A 16,157-nucleotide genomic window follows, 5' to 3' on the forward strand; every position below is an offset into this window, starting at 1 on the left:
GGTCATGACTGGCGTGCGATGTCGAGGAGGCGATGACGCTGCATTAGCTTCGACAGGATCCCCGCACCCTCATCTGTCACCGGCACGAAGAAACGCAGCTTCCAATTGATCATCTCGGAGAACAGGCCGATCGACCGCAGCCAGTCGCGCATGCCGCCGGTAAAGCCAGTCAGTTCGACGCGGTACTCGTTCATCACACGCACGCGGCGGAGCGTCATGTCACCGGCAAGGCCGATGATCGAGGATCCGTCGACTAGCGCCGTCCAGGCTTGGTCGCCGCTCAGCACTTCCGTCTGATCGATCCCGAAGTTGCGGCAAAGGCCGGCCAGCCGGTCCGGCGCGATCACGCGGCCGACGATTCGCTCGCCGTCATCCGTTTGCAGACGCCGCACCCGGCAGAAATCCTGCGGCAGCAGTTTCCAGATCGGCAGCAACAGCCCGCTGACGATGTGCATCGTCGAGATCGAGAATTCCGGCACAGCAGCGACTTCGGTGTTCCAGGCGAGGACGAAAGCCTGTTCGTTAGCCTCCTCCCAATTCGTCTCTTCGAGCTGCCGGACTTCGAAGCGGAGCTCGTCCATCGGCCGGATCAGCGACACGCGCGGCTGGACCGAACCGTCGTCCAGCATGATCGCGCGGGTCAGCACCATGACCGCTGGCCTACCCGACTTGCCGTTGACCATCAGCTTCGCGCGCGGATCCTGGCTCACGAGGGTCTGCACGTCCTTGAGCTGCATCGGTGCATTGCGATCCCTGCGCTCAATGGTCAAGAGGTGCGATTGCGCTCCGGTGACCGGATGGGTGTAGATCAGCCGGCGGTCGGTGACCGTTATGCTGTCGGCGGAGATCGTCTCCATGCCCTTGTCATAGATGCCGGCGGCGATAGCCCCCTCGATGCGAGCGGCCAGCAGCTGCTCGAAGGCCTCGAACAGCAGGTTCTGCATAGCGATGGTCAGTGCCAGCATGCGGTTGAGGAAGGTCTGGATCGGTGGCAACTCATCCTTCAATCCGCCCTCTTCCGAAGTCAGCGACAGGCCGGTGATGCTCTCAAACTTATCCAGCGAGCAGCCTTCGATTCTGCCGGCATGCAGCAGGCCGTAGAACTGCCGCAGCGCGTCGCGGGCATATTGCGATTCGAGATTGTCCTCGCTGCGGAACATCCCCTGTCCGCCGGTCTGGCGCTGGCCGCGGGTGATGGCGCCGAGCGTGTCGAGACGCCGGGCGATGGTCGAGAGGAAGCGCCGTTCGGCTTTGACGTTGGTGGCGATCATCCGGAACCGGGGCGGCTGCTTCTGATTGGTGCGATGACTGCGCCCGAGGCCCTGGATCGCCACGTCGGCGCGCCATCCGGCTTCCAGAAGGTTGTGAAGACGCAGGCGCTGGTTCCGGGCGGCGAGATCGGCGTGGTAGGATCTGCCGGTTCCGCCGGCGTCGCTGAAGACGAGAATGCCTTTCTCATCGTCCATGAAGGCGCGGGCCTCGTCGAGATTGGCGCTGCCCGGCCGGTTCTCCACGGCGTAGCGGGCAATGGAGCTGTTGTCCTCGCGGCGTACGATGCGGCGCGAGCGGCCGGTGATCTCGGCGACCTGGCTCGTTCCGAAATCCTGGACAATCTGGTCGAGCGCCGTCGGGATCGCCGGCATGCTGCCCAAGGTTTCGACCAGTTCGTCGCGCCGACGCTCGGCCTCCCGGCAGATCACCGGGTTCCCGTTTGCGTCATGGACGGGACGGGAGCCGAGATTGCCCTCGGCGTCGGAGAATTCTTCGAAGAGCTGCACCGGGAATGAGTGCATGAGGTATTCGATGACATATTCCCGCGGCGTGACGTCGACCTGAAGATCGCCCCATTCCTCGGCCGGGATCTGCGCTAACCGGCGCTCAGTTAGGGCGGCCCCGGTGGAAACGAGCTGCACGATCGTGGCATGCCCCTCTTTCAGATCTGCAGCGGTCACCGCGAGCAACGCCGGCGTCTTCATCGAGGTCAGGAGATGATTGAAGAAGCGCTGCTTCGAGCTTTCGAAGGCCGAGCGTGCGGCGGCTTTGGCATTCTTGTTCAACGTCCCGGATTTTCCGGTTATGCCGGAGGCTTCCATGGCTGCGTCGAGATGATTGTGGATGACCTGGAACGCTTCGGCGTAGGAATCGTAGATCCTGATCTGTTCGTCGGTCAGCGCATGTTCGAGGATCTCGTATTCGACGCCCTCAAAGGAGAGAGAACGAGAGGCGTAGAGGCCCATGGCCTTCAGGTCTCTTGCGAGAACCTCCATGGCAGCGACACCGCCATCTTCGATAGCCGCGATGAACTCGGAACGGGTCGGGAAAGGAAAGTCGCTGCTACCCCAGAGACCGAGCCGTTCGGCATAGGCAAGGGATTCGACGTCTGTTGCGCCGGTCGCCGAGACGAAGATGACGCGGGCGTCCGGCAGGGCGCGCTGCAGGCGAAGACCGGCCCTGCCCTGCTGCGATGCCGCTTTGTCGCCGCGCTCCGTCTTGCCGCCAGCTGCGTTGGCCATGGCGTGGCCTTCGTCGAAGACGATGACGCCGTCAAAGTCATTCCGGAGCCAGTCGACGATCTGTTGAACCCGTGATCGCTTGCCCTCGCGCTCATCGCTGCGCAGCGTCGCAAAGGTGGTGAAGAGGATGCCCTCCTCCAGCTTGATCGGCTTGCCCTGCCGGAAACGGGACAGGGGCGTCACAAGCAGCTTTTCCTGCCCGAGCGCGCTCCAGTCGCGCTGGGCGTCCTCGATCAGCTTGTCTGACTTGGAAATCCAGACGTGGCGACGGCGGCCCTTGAGCCAGTTGTCGAGAATGATACCGGCAGCCTGGCGGCCTTTTCCCGCGCCCGTGCCATCGCCGAGAAACCATCCGCGGCGAAAACGAACGGCATGCTCCGTGTTGGGTGCGACGGCCTTGAGATTGTCGAAGGAGGCATCGACGCTCCAGTGGCCAGCGAGGTAACCGGAATGGGCTTCGCCGGCATAGACGACGCTTTCGAGCTGGGCGTCGGAAAGATCGCCGCTGGTGACGATGCGCTTCGGCAGGTGCGGGCGATAGCTCGGCTTCGGCGGTGCGACCGAGGCCATCGCAACCGATTCGACCAGCGTATCAGGATGAGGTTTTGCGTCGTGGATGTGGATCGATTGCAGCCGGTAGGTCTCGTAGATACTGTCAGCAGCGTTTGCCACATCCTTCGGCTGAGCGTCCCGCAGCTCGTAGGAGAGTTCGATGATCTCGTCATCGACGGGTATCGGACGGACCGTTGCTGCAGGCTGCGCCCGTCCTCCGACCGCGGGGCGATGCGACGGTGTGGCGACCGCTGCTGGACGCATCGTGTCCGCGTGCAGGAGACCATTGGAGAGCGCACCGATGGAGTTCGATGCCGTCGCGGGCGCGCGGGGTGGAAGGCCGGTGATCCAGGTGAGCAGCGTTTCGAGATCGTGCGCAGTGCAGCTCGATGTCACCAGCTTCGAAGGATCGACCGCCGGGATCTTGTCGATCACGATCAGGCGGGTTTCCATCGTCGTTCCATGACGGGCGTAGACCTGGCCGTCGATCGTGGCACTGAACTGGACCGTGCCCTTCCCCTGAAGCCGGACGAAGTCATCACGCCATGCCGAATTGTCGGCAGAAAGGCTTGAGCCGGTGATCGCGACAAGTCGGCCACCTGGGGCAAGACGCGCAAAGGCTGACGTGAGATGGCGCCAGGCGGCGTCGGCGACGCGACCTTCAACATGAACGCTGGACGAGAAAGGCGGGTTCATCAACACCACGGTTGGGCGAATGGAACGATCGAGGTAATCGTCGATATGCGCGGCATCGTGCTGCGATACCGGAACGCCGGGGAAAAGCCGCTGCAGCAGCGAGCAGCGGACCACCGCGTATTCGTTGAGCGCCAGACAAGCATGTGCCAGATCGGCGAAGACTGCCAGCAGGCCGGTTCCAGCCGACGGTTCAAGAACCACGTCGCCGGCTCTGATGCCGGCAGCACGAGATGCGACGTATGCAAGCGGGATCGGAGTCGAGAACTGCTGCAGGGCCTGGCTCTCCTCGGATCGGCGTGTATGGGTCGGTAGAAGACGGGCCACCTTCGTCAGCATCGCAAGCGTCGATTGGGGCGACTGGATTCCGGATACGATCGCGCGGAATTTGCGGAGGAACAGCACTTGGGCGATCTCGGTCGCCTCGTAGGCCTCCTTCCACAGCCAGAGGCCCTCGGCGTCGCTGCCGCCGAAAACCTCCATCATGATCTGCCGCAGGTCAGCTGTGGTGGGGACTTTACCTTCCTCCAGAAGCGACGTGATCTGATCGGCAGCATTCATAAGTGCGTCAGCGCCGGTTTTTGTCTCAAGACGCGGAGAGGTGGAAACGGTTTGAGGATGCGAGATGATATTCATCGGTCGAGGCTCCGAAAGAGAGGGGGAGTGGGTCTGCCCAAGCGCTCTCTTCCGAATTTCGGGAGGAGGAGAACTTGCAGCGTGAGGGAGTTGGAAGTGATCGCAGATTGAAGTCTGCCGGCGATCGTCAGCGTCTAGGTCGTCGGACCTACGATGAAGCCCGTCGAATCGTCAGGATCGGGCGGCAGGTAGGCGTCGTAAGGATTGCCATCGGCGAGGTGGCCGAATGGCGTGAAGACGTATTCGCCGTCACTGCGGCCGACGGCGCAGAGCACGTAACGCGGCTCGCGCGTCACCGCGTCGAGACACTCCATGAGCGCCAGATTGCCGTCGTTTGCTGCGCGCAACAGCGTATCGAAATTCAAGCGAGCGTAATTGGGTTTAGCCATTGCCGGCCTCCATGAAAGAAAATGCCCGACACGGCGGCCGGGCTGATGATGCTGATGGTGATGGTGAGGTTAGTCTGGTCTGTCTCGAGGCGCGTCAGGAGGCACTCTCCAGCAGCTTTTTCGCTTTGCCTTCGAGTTCCAGACGCGTGTCCTGATTGGTCTTGGTGCGCGCAAGCGCGGTGATGCCCTGCACGAAATCGAAGACTGACTCCGGTGGCCGTCCCTCCTCCGACAGCACCATCTCGATCACCTTGCCGGTCTCACCTTTTGAGAATCCGCGCCGGCGCAGGAAGGTTTCGCGATCATCCTCCTTGCGGGCGACGATCTGCTCACGCGCCGCCTTGATGCCGGCGATGAAAGGGGCTGGTGAGGAATTGGCGAAACTCGTCAACGCAGGCGCCGCCTCGTGGGCGAAGCGCTGCGCGGCGAACTTCGAGTGGCGGATGGTGATTTCCTCAAAATTCTCCGTGCCCCAGAGATTGCGGTTGGCGCAGACCGCTCGCAGATAGAAGGAGGCGATGCCGAGCGTCTTCGATCCAACCTCCGAGTTCCAGGCGTAGAAGCCGCGGAAATAGAGGTCGGGCTCACCGTTTGGCAGGCGTCCGGCTTCGATCGGATGGGTGTCGTCGACGAGGAACAGGAAGACGTCGCGATCACTGGCATAAAGGGTGGTCGTGTCCTTGGTGATGTCGACGAAGGGATTGTGGGTCATCGTCGCCCAGTCGAGAACACCTGGTACCTTCCACATCGTGTCACCGGTCCCATTGCCGGCGATCTTCATCACCGCTGAGACCAGTTCGTGGTCCCAGATGCGACCGTATTCCGGTCCGGTCACCGCGCGCAGTTCCAGCCGGCCGTCATCCATCTCAAGCGTCTTGACGAGCTCGGCACGATGGTTGAGCAGGCCATGCTGCAGATTGATGGCAGCAAGCGGCGCGGGCAGTTGCCGCATATAGGTGGCGGGAGCGCCAACGAGGCTGCAAAGCTGGCCGTAGCTCCAGTGGGTCGGTGCGATCGCTTGGCGCTGACCTGGAACGACAAGCTCAAGCCGTTCCGCGTTGTCGCGGGTTGCTTCGACGCGGATCGCAGCGCTTTCGATCGTTCGGGCATGCGCCCGCTCCGCGCGGGACCGGACGGTGTCATAGAGATCGCTCAGCGACAGGAACCGTTCGTCGTCGGGGCGCGAAAACCATTCCGACGAAACGCGGCCGATGCGTTCGCCGCGGGAAATATCGACCTTGAAGGCGGAACGGGCGGTCGGGTTGGAGGTGAGAGTGGTCATAAGCTGTCTCCTTGAAAGCAGAAACCCGGCGCGATGGCCGGGCGAGGTTGGAAAGGATGCTGGGAAGAGGGATCAATCAGAAGCCAGCCGGCGGTGCGCCGATCGGATTGCCAAGAGCGCCGCCTGGAATTCGGCGTTCCCGACCATGTCGGAAAAGTCCAACGTGGTGGCGATCGACAGGCAGGCGGCATGGACCTCGTCGTCGGTCACCGCCTCGGGCGTTAAATCCCTAAAGTTCGAGTCGACATCAAGCACCGCGCTGATTGCGTCGCGCACACTACTTTCCTGCAGCCTGACCAGAACGTAGGAAGGCTTTGGTGGGTCGACCGGCTCTTCAGGATCCGGGTCTCCGGCGAGAATGGCTTCTCCTCGGGCAATAGCCCATGCCGACCGCGCCAGCCAGTCGAGGGAGGGCGGCCGAGCCGCATGTGCGTCGTCGAAAAAGATCTTCAACAGTCCGAGCAGGATCTCGAAATGACGCGCCCGGCGCCGGACAGGTTCATCGAACTGCGGCGGGATCTGGACCGGCGGACCTGCATAGGCCGCATGTGCGCCCTCCCAGATGCCGGTGACATAAATTGGACCCGAGGAATCGAAGTCCTTCTCGGCGATATCCCAGCTGTCATCTTCGATGGCAGCACGGCACGCCGCGTCCAGCGTGTCAGCTTGATAGGTGCGATGCCGGAAGACCGGCAGGTGATAGGTGGTCTCGATGGTGAAGTCAGGCATAGGTGCCTCCTGAAACGGAAAAGCCCGGCGCGATGGCCGGGCTGTTGGGAAAAGGACCCGACCGCAAATGCGATCGGGTCAATCTGGGTCGGGTCACTATTCGGCGGCGGCGAGATGCTCGCCGTCGATCGCACTTTCCGTATCGCCGGTGTCATCGCTCGATGTTTCCGGATCTTCGACCAGGAAGGCCGGCAGGTCCTGAGCTTCGAAGATTGTCTCGCCCTCGTCGGACCCGATGGTGTCTCCGACAGCGTTGTGTTCGATGGTGCCTTCCTCGACCATCATGCGAAGGGGTTCAGGCAACCAGCCGCAGCCCGTCATCAGCCGCTCGGCCTCGCGGGCCATGTCGGCCTTCTTGAGATGGCCGATGAGTTCCGCCGCCTGGTCCCCCTTTGCCTCACGAACCGCCTGCAGGATGTGCGCCTTCGTGACACGGCCGAGATAATTATCGGCGGTCGTCGTCCAACCGGCTTCCACCATATCGAAGCCGATCGAACTGGCGAGCTGATCGGCATGGGCGATGGCGCGTGTCCGCTTGTTCCAGGGTTCGATCACCGCGTTGACCGACAACGAGGCGCAATGGGCAAACAAGGCCTGGCGGCTGACCTCGTCGAGCTTGATCAGGAAATCCCAGAGATCGTTCGGATCCTTGGGCAAATCCTGGCCCCAGCCTTCCTGCCTTTGATCGATCTCCTTCGCCCAGACCGTATCGCCGAGGCCGGCCGTCTGGCTGAAGCGAGCGCTCTGCAGCGTCACCTCCAGGCATGAATCCGATCCGTAGACGTAGAAGGTCTTTAGAACAAAGGCATGCAGGACGGCGACAAAGGCGATGACCGGGTTGTTCGCCAGTGCGTTGCGCAAAGCGATCGTCCGCGCTGCCGTGAGATCGAGAACGAGTCGGTCGGGAAGCGGCTTGATCGTTTCGTCCTCGTCGTCCGGTTCGGTGCCTTCACCGCCGGCGCCGCCGGATACTCGTAGATCACCGCCATGATCCGCACGACCGTCGCTGACATCAGCCGAGGTACCGGTCTTATCCTTCGGTTCATCCTCGGGCCGCACGAAGCCTCGCTCGATCTTGAGGTCGCCACTGGCGCCGAGCGACACGAAGACACCGCCGCGGGCGACCTTCTGTGGATCGAACACGTACGGACGGTCGTTGAGCCGGTCGAGCTCGGCACCAAGCTCCTCCAGTTTCTGTTCGGTCGCTTCCGAGTACTCGCTCGCCTCGGCATACCCTGCGTCGAGCTTGTCGTATTCGGCGCGGGTGGCGTCATAGCGGGCCAGTCCGTCTTCAGTCATTTCGGCCTGCTCGCCGTAGAAGCGGCGCAGGCCGGATGTGTGGCCGTAGGGGAAATCGAACGCGGCTTCGACCCATTTCCAGCCTTCGCTCACCTGGATCGCCTCGGCGTCAGTCTTGAGCTTTTCCATCACAAGCTGCTCCAGCAGCGCCGGATCCTGCAGCCAGCCGCCCTGGTCCTGCTCGAACAGATCGCGCATGGTCGCACCGCCTGCGGCCTCGTAGGCTTCGATGCCGACATAAACAGCACGGCGGTCGCTGGCGCGGATTGCCGTTTCGGTCAGCAGCCGGCGGATATAATACGGCTCGCGGCTATGAGAGCGCGAGATCGTGTCCCAGACCTGCTCCTGGCGGACGTGGTCATTGGTGATCGAGAAGGCGATGATCTGCTCCAGCGTCATCTCGTCCTCGGCATAGAAGTCGAGAAGCCGCGGCGAGACGGACGCCAGACGAAGCCGCTGCCTGACTGTCGCAACCGAAACGAAGAAGCGCGCGGCGATCTCCTCCTCGCCGAGCCCCTGCTCCCGCAAAGTCTGGAAAGCGCGGAACTGGTCGAGCGGATGCAAGGATACGCGCTGGACGTTTTCGGCAAGGGAGTCTTCGACTTCAAGCGTTTCGCCTTTGCTGACGGTGCAGGGAACGCCGGCGGTCTTAGCGAGCCGCTTCTGCGCGACGAGCCGTTCGAGGGCCCGATAGCGACGACCGCCTGCCGGGATGCGATAGATGCCGGTCTCGTTACCGTCGCCGTCGAGTTCGGGACGGACGTTGAGGCTGGTCAGCAGACCCCGGTGGGCGATGTCTTCGGCGAGATCCTCGATCGACACGCCTGCTTTGATCTTTCGGACGTTCTCTTGGCTCAACGTAAGCTTGTTGAAGGGTATGTCGCGGGCTGTACTAAGGGTGATTTTCTGAATGGCCAGGGCCATGTCGGTTTCTCCATAACGGACCGGGCGGAGCCTCTCTCCAACCCTCTCAATCCGTCACAGCTTTCCCGTCCCTCCTCTTCCTCTACCGCCTTCTCACCATGTCCCACCGCTTCCACCGGCGAAGCTTCCCTTTCGGCCAAGCCCGGTAATGCTGCGTCGGGGATCGAAGCCTTCGAGTGAAGACTGGCACGGCCATGCTTCAGCTTTGCCGACAGCCCGGGCCGAAGGCGATGCCGGTCGAACCGATCCGCGACGCGTTGTGCACGAGGTGCTAAAGCGAAGGGAGCGTCCAGGTGTGCAATCCGCTCCCTCAGCTTCTCCCCCGGCGTTTCGCGCGAGCGACATTGTCCACGGCCTTCCCCTGGTTCGCGTTGAATAGGACTTCATGTGTGTAACAATATTAATTGTGTTCTTCTTTTGTTCCATTCCGCCTTAAGAGCCAGGCCAAACTAAAATAGGAAAATCATCCCAACGAGCAAATCACAGCCGATAGCGTAGAAGAGCCAAGGGACTAGCGAGTTTGAGAGATTACGTGCGGTTCGGGACCGGGATAAGAATGTGTCAGTGGACCGGGATGGCGCGCTCGCCCGGGCGTTCGATCGCCAGGAGATGAACGCCGATGGGAAACCCGCAAAATTTCAGCGTCGACATCCGGCGCCGTTGCCAGATACTGATCGATGAGCTCTGGCCTCCGAAAAGCGTGACGACGGCTCCCTCCCCTGAAGGCGTCGTTCCTGCTTGCGATCTCCACGCCGATGATCAACCTGCCGATCGAGCGGATATGGAAACCGCAGACGGGGCATACAGTCGGGCATTTGAACGACAGCGTCCTAAGCAGTCGATTGGCTGCGGCAACTCGGAAAACATCGGCGAGCAGCCGATCTCCCAAGTGCCATTCTACCAACCCGACGCCTGGCGATACCACCATCTACCGATGCGGAACGGGCCTCCCGGACCTTTCGCAAGGAGGTCTGCCTGCCGACGTGAGAGCTGCTCTCGAATTGCCAGCGGAGCTGACTGCAGGGGCTGTGCTAATGCCGCCCTCTTCTGCAACATCCTTCGCAACGGTCTTGCCCATGGCAGCGTGCTGCACCTCGCCGAACATGGTCGAAGCACATTCGGCGTGCCGGTCCGGACGTTCTGCTTCGTGAGTACGAAAGGGAAGGATCGCAAGGTCGAAGCCTGCATTTTCTGCGCGTGGCCATGAAGAACTGTCGCGCCTTCCTACAGCCTTGGGCAAAATGGCCCCAAAACGAACGATGACGGGCGGGCTTCACCGCCGCCCGATCGGCCTTGAAAGTCCGTTTGAAACGGACAATTTTCTCTTCTTATAAAGTCTCCTTGCGCACCACTTTTAAAGATGTCATTTTTGTCCGTCATGAGCGAACAAAAACGCGATAAGTTAAAGTCAATGCTGGACGAGGTCCCTGCAGGCTTCATCGTGGATTCTGCATGGATGCGGAAAATGGAAATCCGCCGGAGTTCGACACATGACTATCTCCGCCGAGGCTGGCTTGAGCCCGTCATGCATGGAGTTTATCGGCGTCCCTCGGGGCGGGATGGTTCGGCAGAAGAACGCATCGACTGGCGCATTGCGGTGATGTCTGCGCAGACAATCATGAATTACCCGTTCCATGTCGGCGGCCGCACGGCGCTCGGACTTCGCGGGCATGTGCATTACCTGGCGCTAGGGGCCGCCGAAAAAATCTTCATCTATGGCGATGCTCCCCGATGGCTCGCGAATCTCCCCACCAATGGCCTCCCCGTCCTGCGCAGCACGCGACTCTTCAAGACGGCGAATCTTGGGATCGAACCACTGGCGGCTGAACCGGACGGCAACGCCATCCTGTTTCTACAGAACTGGACGATACGCGCTTCAACGCCGGAGCGGGCCATCCTCGAAGCGCTTGACGAACTGCCGGACAACGAAAGCTTTCACAACATCGATACTATCTTCGAGGGTCTGACCAACCTGCGCCCGCGTCGTATCACCGAGCTTCTGGCCGACTGCACCAAGGTCCAGGTGAAAAGGCTTTTCTTCGTCTTTGCCGACCGCCACGAGCATGCTTGGCTCAAGCATGTCGAACGGTCGATCATCGAACTTGGAAGCGGCGACCGCTCATTCATCAAGGGCGGTAAACTGCATCCCACATACCGCATCACCATTCCGGAAGAGTATCTTCCCGGGAAGCCGGAGGGCAGCGATGGCCCGTGACCAGTATATTTCCCAGCTCGAGCTCCTCGTCCAAGCCCTGCCGATGATTGCCGACGAACCGGCTTTCGCATTGAAGGGTGGAACCGCCATCAATCTCTTCTACAGAGACCTCCCGCGTCTCTCGGTCGATATCGACCTGACCTACCTTCCGCTCAAACCGAGGGTCGAGAGCCTGGTTGAGATCGACGAAGCCCTCGACCGGGTCGCTGCCGAGGTTGAAAGAATCAAGGGGGTCCGGGCAAAGCGAATAGCGGGTGGCGGTGGCGGCGATACACGCGTCGAGGTGAGGCGGGGCCAGACCGCAATCAAGATCGAAACCTCTCCGGTCGCCCGCGGCACCGTGCACCCCGTCGAACGACGGAGGGTCAGCGAGCGGGTCGAAGACCAGTTTGGTTTTGCAGAAATGCAGGTTGTCGCCTTCGAAGACCTCTTCGGTGGCAAAATGCATGCAGCAGTCGATCGCCAGCACCCGCGCGATCTCTTCGACATCAAGTTGCTCTATGAACACGAGGGACTGACGGACCCGCTGTTTCGCACCTTCCTCGTCTACGTGGCGAGTTCTGGACGCCCGCCCCACGAATTGCTGCAGCCCAATAGGGCCGACGTCGCACATGTCTTCAATCAAGAATTCGATGGGATGACAATCGAGAAGGTCTCGCTGGATGAATTGCTGGATGTCCGGGAGCGGTTCCTGAAGGACATCCAGGCGCGCCTTGATGATAAGGCCCGAACGTTTCTGCTGTCCCTTCACGATGGTGACCCTGACTTCGAGGTTATCGGCTTGCCGCACGCCCTCGCCTTGCCGGCCGTCCGCTGGAAGATCCTCAACCTGCAAAAACTAAGGAACGACAATCCGCCCAAACACGCCGAACAGCGCCGGGAGATCGAGCACCTCTTCACACGATGACGCGCCTTTGGCCGATCTGCGGGATCGATGATCCGACGACCGGCTCGCTTCTCCTGCCGCCCGACGCCGTGCCTATCGGAGATTACCCCTCGGTCTTCCTCGAAGGCCGTACTTCCAGCTGGTGATTTCGCTCCAAAATATCGAAGTTCAAAAAACAAACGACTACAAGGGTTTAGCAGAGTTGGTCGCGACCAACTTTTCTACGGCGCCTTCGGGGGGCAAACGTCCTCGCGGTTCTCTTCGAAATGGCCCGACCGCCCCTACCCCGCTCTCGTTTGCGCCAGACCATTCGCCTTCAACAAGGCCATGATCATCGGTCCCAGCGAAAATTCGCCTCGCTCAGACCGTCGCGTGAGATCCCGCAAGTATCCGCCCGGAGAATTGATCATGTTTGCTCGCTCCAGGATGCCGGCAACCGCGACCGCCGCGTTTTCCGGCCCCATGACTTCACACGCCTCCTGATAGGCCGACGGGCTGATCCCCAGCATCGACCGGACGACGACCGCTGCGGACATCAACTCGCGCCAGGTCCCGATTGTGCCGCCGGCCCCATAATCGATAACCTGCGGGCATGCCTTCAGCACCAGGCCGAGCGGGAATGCCTTCAACGGCTCTCGCTGGCTTCCATTCGCCCCGCTCGATTTTGCCCCCTGCGCTTTTCCGGAGCTAGGTTCAAGTTCATTGAAGGATTCGGGTTTTGAATTCTGTATGTGACGCTCGATATGGGCAGCATTGCCGCTAGATTTTTCCGCTTTTTCCTGATTTTCCAGCCGGTTGAGCACCTCCTCTTTCAGCATCTGCATTTCGTCGAGGATTGTGCTTACATCAGCAGGCGATGGCGCGCGTGGCAGTCGGGCAACCAGCCCTACATAAATGCCTTCGATCGCCTGCCAATCGCCCTCCGCTCCTTCTTCCATGGCAGCCGAAATCAGCTTGCGCACGTCGCGCCGGCAGATCGTCAGATTCTCTTTCATCCTCTTGAAGGCGGCGCGCTCCGCGACGATCTGCTGCGCCAACATGGCGAGCTCTTCCGCGCGAGACAGCAATGGCGAAAGATCGAAACCGAAGGCGTGCTCGATGTCACCCGTGTGGTCTCTGCGTACGTAGCGCTTGCCGTTGGCGCTATCTTTTCGAACGATCAGGCCGGCCTCAACAAGCACGGCAAGATGCCGTCGGAGGGTGGAACCCGCCATGCCATGGGCACGCAATGACAGCTGCGCGTTCGACGGAAAAACGATCAGCGGCACGTCTTGGCGCAAATCGTTTTCCGGATAGAAGCTCAGCAAGGCGTCAAGCACCGCCAAGCTGTTGGATTGAATGCCAAGCAGAGCCATTGCCGCCGAAACGTCGCGAAAGACTTTCCACTTCTCTGCCGACTTCCCCGCCTTGATCTCGGCAACAGTTTGCTGTCGTCTGACCAGGGCAAGCGAAATCGGCCGCCGCCCAAAGGGCGTCGTCACATTTCCCGTTTGCATCGTCTCTTACCTTTCAGCAGGCAAAAGAAATTTGCTCACCACATCGGTGCCAAAGACTCTTGACGAGGATTCGAGGAAATGCGATTCTGTTCGTGCTAAAGAGACAGAAGGGCTTCCGCGACGGCAACGTTGAGGGGGCTCTTTTCTTTTGCGCGTTACGCTTCCTTCTTCTGTTTCTGTTTCGCACGGTGCGCTTCATAAAGCGCCGGCAGTTGTTCGAGCACGAAGGCCGCAAAGTCCGGCATCGCCTTCCGATCGATCATGATTTCCACCTTCGCCTTGCTCTGCTTCACCTGCGCCAGGCGCTCGCCAGCAGGGCTCGCCATGACCTCAGGGAGACCGCGTTCCAACCGGCGCGGCTTCAGATGTGCAATCAGCGCCTTGAATCGCTCTGCCGACTGAAGTGACTGCAACTCGCTGGAACGCATCTGCTCGAGGACGTTGTCGGCCGAGGAGGTCTTATCGATCAGCTCTGCCAGTTCCTGCCAGCTTCTGAGGCCGATACCGGGGGCAGGGCCGATGGCATCGATCAAGTCCGAGGGAAGGGCCTCGATGATGGAGAGCATCTTGGAGAGATCTCCTTTGTCGACTGACATCGATGAGATGATCACGTCGCGGGTAAAACGTTCTTTCAGGCGGGCGGCAAAGCGCGCCTTCTCGATAAAGGATAGATCCTGACGCTCGTTATTTTCCTGACCTTGGGCAACCACCAGCTGCTCGTCCGTCAAATCCCGGACGACCGCCTTGACCGCTAGACCGAGTTCCGTCACCGCGCGCAAGCGGCGATGGCCGAAGGCAACTTCATAGCGGCCGGACGTCTGCGGGTGAGGGCGCACGAGGATTGGCACCTGCTGACCCTGTTCCTTGATAGACGCGAGCAGCCCATCAATGTCACCCGGCATCCGATCCTGCATGAACGAAGGGTCAATAACCTTCGGATCGAGATCGATCACTGCCTGTCCCTCGGCAAGACGCCGTTCAATTTCCTCGGCTCGTTCCACGCGATCGTTCTGCTCGCGCAAAGCGTTGCCGATATTGGCGGTCAGCTTGGTCGCGGGGTCACGGTCTTTGCGGGCCACGCCGAGAAGCGGCATGGTTCGGCTTTTTGGCGCTTGCGGATCGTTCGGCGAAGGCGCGGTCGGTATAGTTGCGGAAACGCCCAAAATGTCCTTTCGGCTCATGTGGATCTACCCCACGCTTTTTTGATCAAAGATTCGATCTCGTCATTGACGGCGTTCATCGCCTCCAAGGCGCGATCGTAGGTGGAACGCGTGAATTGGCCCCGCTCGACTTCGAAAAGAGTCTGGTTTGTCAGCCCGGCATCGGAGACAGCCGTCGTTTTCAGCATCGGAAAATTGAGCACGTTCTCGCCGAAGATCGACCGGAGGTAACCTACCATCTGGTTTTGTGGGCCGTCGCTCGGCTCGAAGCGGGTGATAAGATACCGCATCCAGTTGAAGTTGAACCTGGCGCCAGCATTTTCAATTTCCCGCAGCAGGTTTGACGTCATTGCCAAAAACTGGTTCATCGACATGACATCGAGCATCTGCGGATGCACGGTCACCAGGATCGACGTTGCGGCGGTCAGCGCCGAAAGCGTGAGATAGCCGAGCTGGGGAGGGCAGTCGATGACGACGACGTCGTAATTGTCCGCGATGTCCTCGATGACCTGGCTGATCCGCCCGTAGAAAAGCGTATCGCCTTCCTTGCGGCTCATTAGGGCGCGCGGCGTGTCGTGCTCGAACTCCATAAGCTCAAGATTGCCGGGAATGAGATGGAGATCGGGTATGTAGGTTGCCCGGACTACCTCTTCGATCGGGCGCTGCTCTTCATCGTAGCGAATGGCGCCGTAGAGCGTTTCGTTTGGACCTACATGAATTTCCGGCTGGTTGCCGAACAAGGCGGACAGGCTGGCCTGAGGATCGAGATCGATCGCGAGCACGCGATATCCCCGCATCGCAAGATACTGGGCCAGATGTGCCGACGTCGTGGTCTTGCCCGACCCACCCTTGAAATTCATCACGGAAATGACTTGCAGTTGCTCGCCATCGCGCCGGTGGGGCAGGTAGCGTCGATTGCCGCGACCCACCTGATCCATATGCTTCCGGATCTGATGGATATCCTCGATCGAAAATATACGACGGCCGCCCGCACCCGTACTGACGTTCAGTTCCGGCATGTCGGACGCGATTTGGCGAAGATAGGATTCTTTGACGCCGAGAAGCTTTGCGGCCTCCGACGGCCCAAACCCTCGGATGCCTTTCTCTGCAGACGGCGGAAAGACCTTGACATGATGCGCTTGCAATTGTCCCGACAGGGCCTCAGCATGTCGCTCCATCAAAGCGGTCAATCCTTCGATTTCCGACGCTGTCTTTACGGCGTTTTTCGCCATCCCATAACCCGTTTCTTGCCAGTGGCGGTTTGAAGCGAACAATCGAAAGAATTCCGCCGATGGCAATAGGCCCCGATTCTGTCAGCCGGGCAAGAGTTTTTTGGTTAACAAGCAGTTAATACACTGACTGGTCCTTCCCGTAAAATCGATG

10 protein-coding genes are annotated in these 16,157 nt (G+C 60.5%); 2 read left to right on the plus strand and 8 right to left on the minus strand.

The window, feature by feature from the left end; all coding sequences use genetic code 11:
- Positions 1-2: 2 nt before the first annotated feature.
- The 5 genes from GFM02_RS16055 to GFM02_RS16075 form a co-directional block, all read right to left on the minus strand.
- Complete coding sequence (locus GFM02_RS16055; RefSeq protein ID WP_168322136.1) at positions 3-4,394, minus strand: bifunctional class I SAM-dependent methyltransferase/DEAD/DEAH box helicase; 4,392 nt, start codon at positions 4,392-4,394, stop codon at positions 3-5.
- A gap of 134 nt (positions 4,395-4,528) precedes the next feature.
- Complete coding sequence (locus GFM02_RS16060) at positions 4,529-4,783, minus strand: DUF6117 family protein (protein ID WP_168273988.1); 255 nt, start codon at positions 4,781-4,783, stop codon at positions 4,529-4,531.
- Between the two features lie 94 nt (positions 4,784-4,877).
- The gene (locus tag GFM02_RS16065; protein ID WP_168322137.1) at positions 4,878-6,065 is read right to left on the minus strand and encodes a DUF932 domain-containing protein; all 1,188 of its coding nucleotides are present in this window, start codon (positions 6,063-6,065) and stop codon (positions 4,878-4,880) included.
- 72 nt (positions 6,066-6,137) lie between these two features.
- Positions 6,138-6,794, minus strand: a complete 657-nt coding sequence (locus GFM02_RS16070; RefSeq protein WP_131604769.1) for a hypothetical protein — start codon at positions 6,792-6,794, stop codon at positions 6,138-6,140.
- Positions 6,795-6,890: 96 nt separating this feature from the next.
- On the minus strand, positions 6,891-9,017 hold the full coding sequence (locus GFM02_RS16075) for a ParB/RepB/Spo0J family partition protein (RefSeq protein ID WP_168322138.1): 2,127 nt from the start codon (positions 9,015-9,017) through the stop codon (positions 6,891-6,893).
- A gap of 1,378 nt (positions 9,018-10,395) precedes the next feature.
- On the opposite strand from GFM02_RS16075, the gene GFM02_RS16080 reads away from it, so the two are divergent.
- Positions 10,396-11,232, plus strand: a complete 837-nt coding sequence (locus GFM02_RS16080; protein ID WP_168322239.1) for a type IV toxin-antitoxin system AbiEi family antitoxin — start codon at positions 10,396-10,398, stop codon at positions 11,230-11,232.
- Entirely contained in the window at positions 11,222-12,139 is a 918-nt protein-coding gene (locus tag GFM02_RS16085; protein ID WP_168273991.1) for a nucleotidyl transferase AbiEii/AbiGii toxin family protein, read from the plus strand. The genes GFM02_RS16080 and GFM02_RS16085 overlap by 11 nt, the downstream gene beginning before the upstream one ends.
- Positions 12,140-12,399: 260 nt before the next feature.
- On the opposite strand, the gene repC is transcribed toward GFM02_RS16085, so the two are convergent.
- From repC to repA, 3 genes are all read right to left on the minus strand, one after another.
- Positions 12,400-13,614, minus strand: coding sequence for a plasmid replication protein RepC (gene repC, locus GFM02_RS16090; RefSeq protein WP_168322139.1), 1,215 nt, complete (start codon positions 13,612-13,614; stop codon positions 12,400-12,402).
- 155 nt (positions 13,615-13,769) lie between these two features.
- Positions 13,770-14,795: a plasmid partitioning protein RepB gene (gene repB / locus GFM02_RS16095; RefSeq protein ID WP_168322140.1), complete on the minus strand. Its 1,026-nt coding sequence runs from the start codon at positions 14,793-14,795 to the stop codon at positions 13,770-13,772.
- The gene (repA, locus tag GFM02_RS16100; RefSeq protein ID WP_168322141.1) at positions 14,792-16,006 is read right to left on the minus strand and encodes a plasmid partitioning protein RepA; all 1,215 of its coding nucleotides are present in this window, start codon (positions 16,004-16,006) and stop codon (positions 14,792-14,794) included. The genes repB and repA overlap by 4 nt, the downstream gene beginning before the upstream one ends.
- Positions 16,007-16,157 lie beyond the last annotated feature (151 nt).

It is taken from the genome of Rhizobium leguminosarum bv. viciae (genome assembly GCF_012276115.1).
In the GTDB taxonomy this organism is placed as follows: Bacteria; Pseudomonadota; Alphaproteobacteria; order Rhizobiales; family Rhizobiaceae; genus Rhizobium; species Rhizobium leguminosarum_T.

Excerpts from the sequence above, each read along its gene's own strand:
- GFM02_RS16080 (WP_168322239.1), top strand. The coding sequence starts at position 10,396 with ATGAGCGAACAAAAACGCGATAAGTTAAAGTCAATGCTGGACGAGGTC.
- repB (WP_168322140.1), bottom strand. The coding sequence starts at position 14,795 with ATGAGCCGAAAGGACATTTTGGGCGTTTCCGCAACTATACCGACCGCG.
- GFM02_RS16085 (WP_168273991.1), top strand. The coding sequence starts at position 11,222 with ATGGCCCGTGACCAGTATATTTCCCAGCTCGAGCTCCTCGTCCAAGCC.
- repA (WP_168322141.1), bottom strand. The coding sequence starts at position 16,006 with ATGGCGAAAAACGCCGTAAAGACAGCGTCGGAAATCGAAGGATTGACC.
- GFM02_RS16065 (WP_168322137.1), bottom strand. The coding sequence starts at position 6,065 with ATGACCACTCTCACCTCCAACCCGACCGCCCGTTCCGCCTTCAAGGTC.
- repC (WP_168322139.1), bottom strand. The coding sequence starts at position 13,614 with ATGCAAACGGGAAATGTGACGACGCCCTTTGGGCGGCGGCCGATTTCG.
- GFM02_RS16075 (WP_168322138.1), bottom strand. The coding sequence starts at position 9,017 with ATGGCCCTGGCCATTCAGAAAATCACCCTTAGTACAGCCCGCGACATA.
- GFM02_RS16060 (WP_168273988.1), bottom strand. The coding sequence starts at position 4,783 with ATGGCTAAACCCAATTACGCTCGCTTGAATTTCGATACGCTGTTGCGC.
- GFM02_RS16070 (WP_131604769.1), bottom strand. The coding sequence starts at position 6,794 with ATGCCTGACTTCACCATCGAGACCACCTATCACCTGCCGGTCTTCCGG.
- GFM02_RS16055 (WP_168322136.1), bottom strand. The coding sequence starts at position 4,394 with ATGAATATCATCTCGCATCCTCAAACCGTTTCCACCTCTCCGCGTCTT.